Origin of the sequence: Bradyrhizobium sp. 138, assembly GCF_023074075.1 — a bacterium.
In the GTDB taxonomy this organism is placed as follows: Bacteria; Pseudomonadota; Alphaproteobacteria; order Rhizobiales; family Xanthobacteraceae; genus Bradyrhizobium.
In genome coordinates this window covers 1-11,529 of sequence record NZ_JADPKT010000019.1, presented here as the reverse complement: position 1 = coordinate 11,529, position 11,529 = coordinate 1, and the positions used below count along the sequence as shown (strand labels likewise).

Sequence of the window (11,529 nt, the reverse complement as noted above, 5' to 3'; positions counted from 1 at the left end):
GACTGAAACCAGTGCAACGATACGCCGGTCGTACATGTCCGCGATCGCACCGGCCGGCACTGAGATGAACATGACAGGCAACATCAGAGCGGTCTGCACCAGCGCGACCTTGTCGGCCGACGATGTCATCTGAGTCATGGCCCAAGCGGCGCCGACGCTCCGGATGAGAGCGCCTAGATTGGCAAGCACGCTCGCGATCCAGATACGCCGGAAGGTGAGAAGGCGAAGTGGTGCGGTGATGCCTTCAGCGCTAAACGTCTTCAGCTTGTATGAAGCGGTCATCTCGACCCCTGCCTCGCACCCGATGATTGGATTGCTCCGGCCGTTGACGGTCCGAAAAGCCTGGCCGCTAGCAAAGCAGACACTTCATCCGATTGCGGAGCTCGAGTACGAAGCCCTTACAGCAATGGTCAACGCCCTGAAACTGCCGCGGAGCATGATCCTGCCCGCCTCGAGCGTGAGAAAGTGTCTGTGTTACTGTAAGGGCAAGCGCCAAGGAGCGACGCCGTCGGTTTGTTAATTCCTGCGTCAGGAGGTGGTCTGGTGGCGTGATCTCGATAAGTCGGCTTACCGCCCTCGCGGCATATTTCGGTCGCCGCGATCCCACCCTCGTCATTGATGCAGTTTGTCGCGAGTGGGGGGCATCGGCCCCGCCCCCGCGGCACGCCGGAGCAGGTTGAGCTACTTCGTCACGCGAGCCGCAGAGGAACTTCCGCCAAGTTCGTATATTTTGCATCGTCTCGTCAGAGTGAATGGCTATGCGATCGATTTGACGAGCCACCTGGTCGAGCTGGCTCTATGGAAATCAAGCCGAAAGGAAACCGCTCAGCAAAAGCGTGCTAGCAAGTAGAGTAGAGCATCGAGACGATTGTTTTTGGCGTTGTACGCAAACGAGCGATGAAAAACCCCGCAAGGACCAAGCAGAGGAAGGAGCGCCCCGTTCACTCCTCCGACGGAGACTCGATCGGAATGGCAAAACCTGCCTTCACACGATCCATAATGACCATCGTCTTGAACCCTTTGATATCCGAGTTCTCATAGAAGAAGCGACGCGTGAACTGCTCATAATCCTCCATGGTACGGGCGGTGATGTAGAGAACAAAATCGGCATCGCCGGTGACGTAAAAACCGTTGACGACCTCAGCCGAGGATTTGATGGCCTTCTTGAACTTGTCGATGATATCTGAACGCTCTCGTTCGAGGCTCACCAGCACAAGCATCTGGATGGGCCTTCCCACCGCTCTTGCGGAAACGATCGAGACATCGGCTTCAATTATTCCGTCCGCGCGCAGTCGCTTCAACCGGCGCTGACATGCCGTGGCGGAAAGCCCAGCCATTTCACCGATGACCTCGGAAGTCAGGCGGTTATTCTTCTGGACGATCTCCAGGATGCGGGCGTCTATCCGGTCGTATTGCATGATTGAGCTCCAGCCTTCAGGTGCATTCCGTCGCAAAGTGCATATGCGTTGCAGGAAATCGTCCGATTTACCGGGATATGCGACGCAAATTTCTATGCACTATCAGTATCCTGATTGCATGGGCAATTTCAACAAAATGACCGCGTGGGACCCCCAAATGGCGTTTCAAAGTACCCGTCACAAAGCTCCGCACTCGGTCGGTCTGGCAAGCAGGTATCTGGCAAATCTGCGCCGCCAAGATTTTCTGTCGGGAGCGGCGCTCGTCGACGGTCAGTGGGTGTCCGGCGACAATCGAGACCATGTGATCGATCCCGCGACGGGTGAGGAGATCGCGGATGTTACGCGTTGCGGGGCCTCAGAGATGGAAGTGGCGATAGCTGCGGCTGAACGGTCTTTTCCGCTCTGGCGGGAATTGTTGCCAGCAAGAAGAGGTGCGGTTCTCCGGAGTTGGGCCTCATTGATGCTCGAGCACGAGGAGGAGCTTGCGATCCTGGTGACGAGCGAGCAGGGTAAACCGCTCCCGGAGGCACGTCAGGAAATAGCGTATGGTGCTGGCTTTCTTGAGTGGTTTGCAGCAGAGGGGGAGCGGGCATACGGCGAGACGATCCCGAGCCATAAGCTTGGAAGCCTGCTTCATGTGCGAATGCACCCGATTGGCGTCGCGGCGGTGATAACCCCGTGGAATTTTCCTATAGCGATGATCACACGGAAGGCAGGGGCGGCCCTCGCTGCCGGATGTCCGATCATTGTGAAGCCTGCTCCCGAGACGCCGCTTTCCGCCCTGGCGCTGGCCAGGCTGGGCCAGCAGGCTGGGCTCCCGCATGGGGTGTTTCAAGTGCTGGTCGGTAATCCCATCGAACTTTCGAAGCCCCTGTTGAGTGATACGAGAATACGCGCTCTTTCGTTTACGGGTTCGACGGAAGTGGGCCGCCTGCTTCTTGAGGGCGCAGCCGAGAGTGTCAAGAAGGTATCACTCGAGTTGGGTGGCCACGCTCCTTTTCTGGTGTTTGACGATGTCGATCTTGAGAAGGCCGTCAAGGGTGCGATGGTGGCAAAATTTGCCACGTCTGGTCAGGACTGTTTGGCTGCTAACCGGATCTACGTGCAAAGAAGCGTTTATGGCGCCTTCGTTGAACAGTTTGCCGCCGGGATCGGCCGACTGCGAATTGGCCATGGTCTGGAGCCGACGACAGATATCGGGCCAATGACCAAGTTGTCGGTCGCCGACAAATGCAGGTCTCACATCGATGATGCTGTGAAGAAGGGGGCGCGCCTTTTCTCGCCCCAGCAGGGCGCGAGCTTTGGTCCCAATTTCGTTCCTCCGACGTTACTCAGCGATGTCACCGAGGACATGCTCATCGCTCGCGAGGAAACATTCGGCCCAGTGGCGGCCGTGCTTCCATTCGACTCTGAAGAAGAGGTTATCGCCCGAGCAAACACTAGCGAAATGGGACTTGCCGGGTACGTCTACACGGACAATCTACGTCGAGCGATGCGACTGTCAGAGCGTATCGAATGCGGCATGATCGGTATCAATACTGCCTCGTTTACCGGCCCACCCATTCCGTTCGGGGGATGGAAACAATCGGGGCTTGGTCGAGAAGGGTCGCGACACGGATTAGCGGAATTTATGGAACTGAAATACGTCTGCTTCGGCGACCTGGCGGCTTAGGAGAGTGACATGATCGACATCAAGAGCATTGCTGAACGGGATCGCTCAAGTGTTCTGCATCCTTTTACCCAGCTCAAGGACTTCGCCAGCGGTAAGATTGGTGACCCGACAGTCGTGACTGGCGGAAAGGGAATCCATATCAAGGACGCAGAGGGCCGCAGCTATATTGACGGCTTTGCCGGCCTCTATTGTGTAAACATTGGCTACGGCCGCACCGAGGTAGCCGAAGCCATCGCGCGCCAAGCCTACAGCTTGGCGTACTACCACACATATGCGGCGCACACGACCGAAGAACTGGCTACGCTTGCGGACCGCCTCGTGCGCATGGCGCCTGGCAAGGCAAGCAAGGTATTCTTTGGCCTCTCGGGATCCGATGCCAACGAGACTCAAGCAAAGCTCGTCTGGTACTACAATAATCTACGCGGCCAGCCTAAGAAGAAGAAGATCATCTCGCGTGAGCGGGGGTATCATGGTTGCTCGGTGATCTCCGGTTCGATGACTGGCATGTCATTTTATCACGATCATATGGACCTGCCTTTCCCAGGGGTTCTCCATACAGGCACGCCGCATCATTATTGGGGCGCTGAACCGGGCGAGACCGAAGAGGACTTTTCTCGCCGGCGAGCGGCCGAGCTCGAGCAGCTAATCGTGCGAGAGGGTCCAGAAACGGTCGGTGCTTTCATTGCGGAGCCGGTGCTCGGCACGGGTGGCATTACGCCGCCGCCTGCAGGTTACTGGCGTGAAATCCAGGCAGTGCTAAGACGGTACGACGTTCTTTTGATTGCCGACGAGGTCATCTGTGGATTCGGTCGAACCGGCGCGGACTTCGGCAGCACGCTGTACGGGATCGAACCAGATTTTGTGACAGTCGCCAAAGGGCTGACATCCGGGTACATGCCTCTCTCCGGAGCCATTATCGGTGAGAGAGTCTACAGGGTCATGGAGGAAGCTGCCGATCGCGTCGGAGCATTCTCCCATGGCTATACTTACTCCGGTCATCCAATCGCAGCAGCAGCCGCCAATGCGGTGCTCGACATCGTCGAGAAGGAGCAACTAAGCGATCGCGCCCGAACTGTCGGCGCGCACTTTCAAAAGCGGCTCAAGGAGCGGTTTGCACAGCTGGAAATCGTCGGAGAAGTTCGAGGGGTGGGTTTGCTCGGGGCGATCGAGTATGTCGCGGATCGGCAGACAAAACGGCGGTTTGATCCGGCGCTGAAGGTTGGTGCCCGCATCTCGAAGGCGGCTCGCGATCGGGGGCTCATTGCGCGAGCGATGCCGCATGGAGACATTCTCGGCTTTGCTCCGCCTCTCGTGGTTTCCAAGGCAGAGATCGACGAAATCGTTGAGCTTGCCTATCAAGCAACCAAAGAGGTGATGGACGAACTGGCGAACAAGTAGGACGTCTCGTGAGCCGGAAGCCTTCCGCGCTGGCTAGACCCCGCGTCCAGCAAGCTATCTTCCCTCAAGTGGACGCAGCATGTGAAAGGCTACTTATGCGCCTTGTTGCTTGTGAGACGGGCCGACAAAAGCGATGGCCGTCCTAATCTGCATATGAATCGGCTTGAAGCGCTTCAGAGAAGTCCCACTGCCAGCAAACAGCACGTTGCGGGCGATGGTGGCCATCGAAATCGACCCCTTTGCTGCGAGACTAATGGGGCGAGGGGCGCATAGGGTGTTTTACGCTTGACAAGAGGCGTTAGGAGAACCTTCATGTCCGCCCTGCCGCTCTCAGGCATCAAGATCCTCGACCTCACGCGGGTGCTCGTCGGCCCAGATGCTGGGCGATCTCGGCGCTAGGGTGATCGGAATCGAGCGGCCCGGCACCCGCGACGATTGGCGCGCCTTTGGGCCCGCTTTATCTTAAGGTCCCGAGGGAACAACAACAATGCCTTCTACCTCCGCGTCAACTGCTCACTGTAGCGCATTGGCGGGACACGCTTGAGAAGGCTGGCCTCGTTCCGCGGACTCTCGTCGAGTTCAGGAAGCTCTTATCCTGGCCGTACCTGGCGCGCCTTCGCGCTCATCCTGGACGGCCCCTTGTTTTGAGATCCAAGCCGCCTGATGCATTTCCTCCCAGAACGCATGCGCTTTGCAGGAAACTGCAAGCAGGGCAAAAAATGCGCCGCAAATGTGTTGCTGTAGCCAGTATCGTGAGTGCACCGGAACCATTTCAAAGACCGGATCGGACTCTCAAATGTCGCTTCAGACTGTCCAACGCGAAACTCAGCAGCTTGTTGGCCTTGCCAGGGCACACTCTGCGCCGATACTTTGTAGAAGGAGCTGCGCACCTCGGCAGGTGGAGTTCCGGTGATCGCAGAAACGTTCTCGTCTATCGGGCCAGCCCAGAAGAGATCACGGACGTTGCGCGTTGCGTTCTGGCGCTAAAGATCAGCAGAAGAATAGAGGCGCGGCGGAACAAGAGTGCTGCGCCTCTTTGGCATCACGCCGTTTGGCGACCCCTGCCAAAGGAGGGTTCGCGCACCAAGGAGCAGATCGCATGAATGAGCATCTCAAGTTCTATATCGCTGGCCAGTGGGTTGCCCCTGAGAGGGCCGAGCAGATAGAAGTTATAAACCCTGCCACCGAGGAGGTCTGTAGCCGCATCTCCGCTGGCTCCGGTGGTGATGTGGACAAAGCCGTGGCGGCTGCCAAGAAGGCCTTCACGACGTACTCTCAAACGAGCCGCGTTGAGCGTATCGAGCTTTTGCAGCGCATGCTCGCTGAGTATCTGAAGCGCTTTGATGACATGGTGAAAGCAGTCACCATGGAAATGGGAGCGCCCGCAAGTTTCGCGCGACAGGCACAAGTTCCCTCGGGCACAGTTCACATAAAGGCCGGCATCGAAACGCTAAAGACGTTCAAGTTTGAGGAAGACCGCGGCGCCACGCGCGTCGCAAAAGAGCCGATTGGTGTCTGTGGACTCATCACTCCCTGGAATTGGCCGATTTGCCAGATCGTCTTGAAAGTGGTGCCTGCCCTAGCGTCGGGTTGCACGATGGTGCTTAAGCCTTCAGAGGAATCGCCCCTCAGCGCCTACATTTGGGCCGAAATCATGCACACGGCCGGTGTCCCGCCGGGCGTTTTCAACATGATAAACGGGACAGGCCCCGTAGTCGGCGCCGCCATCGCAAGCCATCCCGGGATCGACATGGTCTCGTTCACCGGCTCGACCCGCGCTGGGGTCGCCGTGGCCCGCAATGCCGCCGCCACGGTCAAGCGCGTAACCCAGGAGTTGGGCGGCAAGAGCCCAAACATCATCCTCGATGACGCCGATCTTGAAAGCGCTGTCCGCGCGGGCGTGCGATCGGTAATGCTCAATTCCGGCCAGTCCTGCGATGCACCCACCCGCATGCTGGTCCCGGCGAAGAAGATCGTCAGGGCGATCGCAATCGCAAAGGATGCGGCGGAAGCAATCACAGTCGGCGATCCGAACAGCAATGCTACTATCGGTCCGGTGGTGAACAAAATACAATGGGAGAAGATTCAACATCTGATCGCGGCTGGAATTCGCGAGGGGGCGGCGCTCGTAACCGGCGGCGTGGGTCTTCCTAGCGGACTCACCAAAGGTTTCTATGTAAAGCCAACCATCTTTGCCAACGTAACGAACGACATGACGATTGCTAGAGAGGAAATTTTCGGACCAGTGTTGTCTATCCATGGCTATGAGAACGTCGATGAGGCGGTCCAGATCGCGAACGATACCGAGTATGGTCTAGCGGCCCGTATCTGGGGGGCGGACTTGCACGAAGTGCGTACTGTGGCCTCCAAGCTCCGCGCTGGCCAAATCTGCATCAACGGCAGCGCCAGCGACCCCTTGGCACCCTTTGGCGGCTACAAGCTAAGCGGCAACGGGCGAGAAGTTGGTGACTACGGTTTCCACGAATACCTAGAGACTAAAACAATTCTCGGTTACTCGCCCAAGCAAGTCGTCACGTAACGGCCAGATCCTCTAGGTGCTCTTTCCAAACGCCTTTGCAATAAATTGCTGCGCGAGGGCGGTCGCGGGCGGCGAGGTGAACGCGAAGCCGGTGATCGTACTAGCTGCTAATCATTGGTCGCAGACCCCACCGTGCCGTCCCACAGATCGCGGCGTGCTCCTGTCAGGATTTCGCCTTGATCGCCTTCATTTGCGCAGCTTTTTTGCGAATGCCGCCGGGACTTGCAGTTTTCAAGTGTCGAAACGCTCTATGTTGACTTTGTCAGCTCGGCGACGCGCATTGCTTGGAACTGACAGGAGACTGATTTGCAGGATGCTTGGTCAGTCTGAAGCGAACGAAGACCCGGCGGTCCCATGCCGACGAAATAAGTGTGCGGGGCGCGTCTCAGCAGTCTCGTGTAAATGGCGATGGATGGCATGATTGCACAGTCGATCAAACCAAGAGAGTTCAAAATTAGCTGCGCTGGCCTGCGCTTGATCGGATGCTCGCGATCACCGCGCTCTGCCCACCCATCGCTGTAGACGGTCGTTAGCGCGGGCAGTTGTGAGCAAAGACGTGACGGATATCTGGCCGACGCTTAGTCGGCTGACTTAGTATGGGGACGATCATGAAACTAGGTACGGCAATTGCGGAAATCCTCAAGCGTGAGGGCATCGAGATTCTTTGCGGCTATCCGGTTAATCACCTGATCGAATTTGCCGCGAGTGCGGATATTCGTCCGGTTATTGTGCGCCAGGAGCGCATTGGCCTTCATATGGCCGATGCAATTTCCAAGGTTACTTCCGGGCATACCATTGGTGCGTTCTGCATGCAGCACGGTCCCGGTGCGGAGAATGCCATGGGTGCCGTCGCGCAATCTTTTGGAGATTCTGTTCCTGTGCTCGTGCTGCCGATGGGATATCGGCGTCGCCTCGCGAATATCGAACCGAACTTCAACTCCAGCCAGGCCATGAAGGCCTTCTCAAAATCCGCCGAGCCAATTAATTTGGCCTCTGAGGTCGGCAACATCTTCCGTCGCGCCTTCACCAAACTCAGGAACGGCCGCGGCGGGCCCGTCATTGTCGAAATTCCGGAGGACATGTGGAACGAGGAGGTGCCGGAGCCGCTGAACTACACGCCGGTACTGAGAGCCCGCTACGGCGCCGATCCAACTGATATCAAGCGGGCCGCGGAGCTTCTGATCAGTGCTAAACGCCCTGTGATCTATGCTGGCCAGGGCGTGCATTACGCGCGGGCTTGGCCGCAATTGAAGCGCTTGGCTGAGCGGCTCGCCATTCCTGTCACTACGAGCCTGGGAGGTAAGTCGTCCTTTCCCGAGGATCATCCGCTGTCCCTTGGTAGCGGAGGGCTTGCTGTGCCACGCGCGGTCTCCAAGTTTCTAGGCGAGGCAGACGTAATCTTCGGGATTGGGTGCTCCTTCACGGAGACCTACTTCGGCATCGCAATGCCCAAGGGGAAAACCATCATTCATTCGACCCTCGATCCTAACCATATCAACAAGGATGCTGAGGCTTCGATAGGGCTGGTTGGCGACGCTGGCCTCGTACTTGATGCGCTGCTGGAGGAAATCAATAAATCGGTTCGCGCGGATCGCGATGCGAGCGGCATCTCCGCCGAAATCGCCGAATGCCACAAGCAGTGGCTAGCGAAATGGATGCCAAAACTAACCTGCAACGACGCGCCGCTCAACCCTTACCGTGTTCTATGGGACCTGCAGCATACGGTTGACATTCGCAATACGATCATTACGCACGATGCAGGGAGTCCGCGCGACCAGCTCTCTCCGTTCTGGAAGACTGTCGAGCCCTTGTCCTATCTTGGCTGGGGCAAGACGACACAGCTAGGCTACGGCTTGGGGCTCGCAATGGGCGCGAAGCTGGCTAAACCGGAGAAGCTTTGCATCAACGTCTGGGGCGATGCAGCAATCGGATTTACGGGGATGGATTTCGAAACCGCCGTGCGTGAGAGAATTCCAGTTTTGTCGATCCTACTTAACAACTTCTGCATGGCCCTCGAACTCAAGGAGATGGCGATCTCGACGGAGAAATATCGGTCAACGGACATTTCCGGAGATTATGCCGCAATGGCGCGTGCTTTCGGGGGCTACGGTGAGCGGATCACAAGGCCCGAGGACATCGTGCCCGCAATCAAGCGCGGCATCGAGAAAACGCAAGCTGGCATCCCGTCGCTTCTCGAATTCATCACTTGCAAGGAGACGGAGATTTCACGCGCTGGGGCGTGAGATCTTTCCGTCGCCTTACTACCGGTTCGCATTTGACGAGAACCATTATAGGACGACCCTCGTGCATCGCCTCGGTATGACTGAGGCGATGCGAAGTGGAAGATCGATCCATTGTCATGATCGACGAATAAGTGGGCCGTTCCTCAAAATGGACTGATCTAGCAGTTGGCGCGGACGACCGGGCGCTTGGAAGCGCAGAATCATCCAGCAAGGGTTACGTCGCGGAACCATGCGAGACATCGGGCGGATGCGGTCGAGTGTAGTCTTAGATGGTTCCTTTGCACCGGATGAATTGCAGCTGGAAATGTTAGCCCTACCGCGGATGACGGCGCTCCGGTCAGCAGAAAATGCCAAGGGAGGCAACCTTCCTGTGGAGTTTGAATGTCTCCTTCTTAAGCAACATGGGTCCTCGAGATGAATTCTGCATTGAGAAGTGTGGTGAACGTCGACGACCTGCGCCGGTTAGCGAAGAAGCGGCTACCCAAAGTCTGTTATGATTTTATCGAAGGCGGCACGGACGATGAGCTTGGTCTCATCACCAATGAGCAGGCGTTCCGCCAGCTGCGCATCGTGCCGCGCTACTTGATCGATGTCAGTGACCGCGAGCAATCGAGTACATTATTCGGTAGTACCTATTCGAGTCCAATCGGCATAGCGCCGACTGGGCTTGCGGGTCTGTTCCGACATGGTGCCGATTTGATGCTAGCTGAGGCGGCGCGTGACGCAAACGTACCATTTATCCTGTCCGGCACCAGTACAAGCTCAATCGAAGATCTCGGGAAGGTAGCGCCCGACCACGGTTGGTATCAGATCTACTCGGCTGTTGACCCATCTGTTTCCGAGGACATGATCAAGCGAGTAAGGGACGCGGGGCTCAAGACCTTGGTCTTCACCGTTGACGTGCCGGAAACCTCGAATCGCGAGCGCAGTATTCGAAGCGGCTGGGGGCCGTCGAGAAAACTCACTTGGAAGACGAAGTTCGAGGCGTTGCGTCATTCTGCCTGGATGATCCAGTGGTTACAGCACGGCACGCCTTATTTTAGCAATTGGGCGCGGTATGCTGGTCCCAATGCCAGCGCCAAAGAGGTAGCTGACTTTGTCGGTCGTCAGTTCGGCGCGCCGATGACCTGGAAGCATGTCGAGCGCTATCGTAAGCTGTGGAACGGAAATTTCGTTCTTAAAGGAATCATGCACCCCGACGACGCCATGCGTGCCCATTCACTTGGTGTCGATGGCATCATCGTGTCCAATCACGGGGGGCGCCAGCTCGACAACGCTCCGTCACCGCTGGAGATGCTGCCGACAATTTGCAACGTGGTCGGTGAGAGAATGCCTGTTATGCTCGACGGCGGTGTCCGTCGTGGCCTTCACGCCTTGATCGCACTTTGTATGGGCGCCAAGTTCGTTTTTCAGGGCCGACCAACCTTGTACGGCGTGACGGCGGGGGGAGTGGCCGGCGCGGCAAAGGCGTTGGCGATATTCCGCCGCGAGATCGACATCAGCATGGCCCAGATCGGTGCCACTAAGATCCACGATCTCGGTCCGCAGTTCCTCATGTGGAAATACAAGCCCGATGAGCACAAGCAGGCGCTGAGCGATACGACCGGCCGAGTTTACGACACGGCAGATGAGTGATGTCGCTGGCCCTTCTCGATGGCCGTCTTCCAAGGGCGAACGCATGGGAAGTACGGCGTTACGAGACCGGGCGTAGCCCGACAGGAGCTACGCTCTCATTGATTCTCGCGAGCGTCGGTTAGCCGATACCAATTGCGGCCAGCAGGCGAGGCCGCGACTTAATTCACCTTCAAACAAGACCACATGCCCGATCGTCTCACACCACGATGCCAGCGGAGACACGCAGAATGCGCAAGCTATACGCGCGGCCGGTATCTATCGAAGAGCACGCCAGAGCACTGAACTGTCGCAGGGAACGCGCGGCAACTTACAGAAGCCACGATCAACTTCAGCCCATCAATGATGATCGCGCCGCGCCGCTTGCACCGTCGTATCCCGTCATTGCTTCGGAGGCAGAGGAGGCTAGATGTCTCATTGACCGCATGAAGTCGGCGGGACTGAGACCTGCCTCAGTCACTGTTCACTCGATCGGGCAAAAAGCGAGAGAAAATCAACTTTGTAAAGGGCGACGGTGTACTATGACTGACTGGGATTACATCATTGTCGGTGGCGGCTCGGCTGGTTGCGTGCTCGCCAATCGTCTGAGTGAGAACACGAGCGTCAAGGTATTACTCCTTGAGGCGG

The 11,529-nt window shown here is 57.3% G+C and carries 8 protein-coding genes and 2 pseudogenes; 7 read left to right on the top strand and 3 right to left on the bottom strand.

The features are described from left to right. Together IVA79_RS10535 and IVA79_RS10530 are read right to left on the bottom strand one after the other, a co-directional pair. The coding region (locus IVA79_RS10535) for an MFS transporter (RefSeq protein ID WP_247552572.1) at positions 1-282 on the bottom strand (282 nt) is incomplete at its 3' end. Positions 283-941: 659 nt separating this feature from the next. After that, entirely contained in the window at positions 942-1,418 is a 477-nt protein-coding gene (locus IVA79_RS10530) for an Lrp/AsnC family transcriptional regulator (protein ID WP_247552570.1), read from the bottom strand. 157 nt (positions 1,419-1,575) lie between these two features. On the opposite strand from IVA79_RS10530, the gene IVA79_RS10525 reads away from it, so the two are divergent. Together IVA79_RS10525 and IVA79_RS10520 are read left to right on the top strand one after the other, a co-directional pair. Then, positions 1,576-3,090: an NAD-dependent succinate-semialdehyde dehydrogenase gene (locus IVA79_RS10525; protein ID WP_247552575.1), complete on the top strand. Its 1,515-nt coding sequence runs from the start codon at positions 1,576-1,578 to the stop codon at positions 3,088-3,090. 9 nt (positions 3,091-3,099) lie between these two features. Beyond that, a complete protein-coding gene (locus tag IVA79_RS10520) occupies positions 3,100-4,488 on the top strand; it encodes an aminotransferase (protein ID WP_247552568.1) in 1,389 nt (462 codons plus the stop codon). Positions 4,489-4,581: 93 nt separating this feature from the next. Here the strand turns inward: IVA79_RS10520 and IVA79_RS36780 are convergent, their stop codons facing one another. Next, the gene (locus IVA79_RS36780; protein WP_256465575.1) at positions 4,582-4,713 is read right to left on the bottom strand and encodes a hypothetical protein; all 132 of its coding nucleotides are present in this window, start codon (positions 4,711-4,713) and stop codon (positions 4,582-4,584) included. Between the two features lie 87 nt (positions 4,714-4,800). On the opposite strand from IVA79_RS36780, the pseudogene IVA79_RS10515 reads away from it, so the two are divergent. The 5 genes and pseudogenes from IVA79_RS10515 to IVA79_RS10495 all read left to right on the top strand — a co-directional run. Further along, positions 4,801-4,951, top strand: a pseudogene (locus IVA79_RS10515) (CoA transferase); the annotation flags it as partial. Between the two features lie 636 nt (positions 4,952-5,587). After that, positions 5,588-7,027, top strand: a complete 1,440-nt coding sequence (locus IVA79_RS10510; protein WP_247552566.1) for an aldehyde dehydrogenase family protein — start codon at positions 5,588-5,590, stop codon at positions 7,025-7,027. A gap of 608 nt (positions 7,028-7,635) precedes the next feature. Continuing rightward, positions 7,636-9,270 carry a thiamine pyrophosphate-requiring protein gene (locus tag IVA79_RS10505; RefSeq protein WP_247552564.1) on the top strand — a complete coding sequence of 545 codons (1,635 nt, stop codon included), beginning with the start codon at positions 7,636-7,638 and terminating at the stop codon, positions 9,268-9,270. A gap of 438 nt (positions 9,271-9,708) precedes the next feature. After that, complete coding sequence (locus tag IVA79_RS10500; protein WP_247552562.1) at positions 9,709-10,905, top strand: alpha-hydroxy acid oxidase; 1,197 nt, start codon at positions 9,709-9,711, stop codon at positions 10,903-10,905. 227 nt (positions 10,906-11,132) lie between these two features. Further along, a pseudogene (locus IVA79_RS10495) lies at positions 11,133-11,529 on the top strand (GMC family oxidoreductase N-terminal domain-containing protein); the annotation flags it as partial.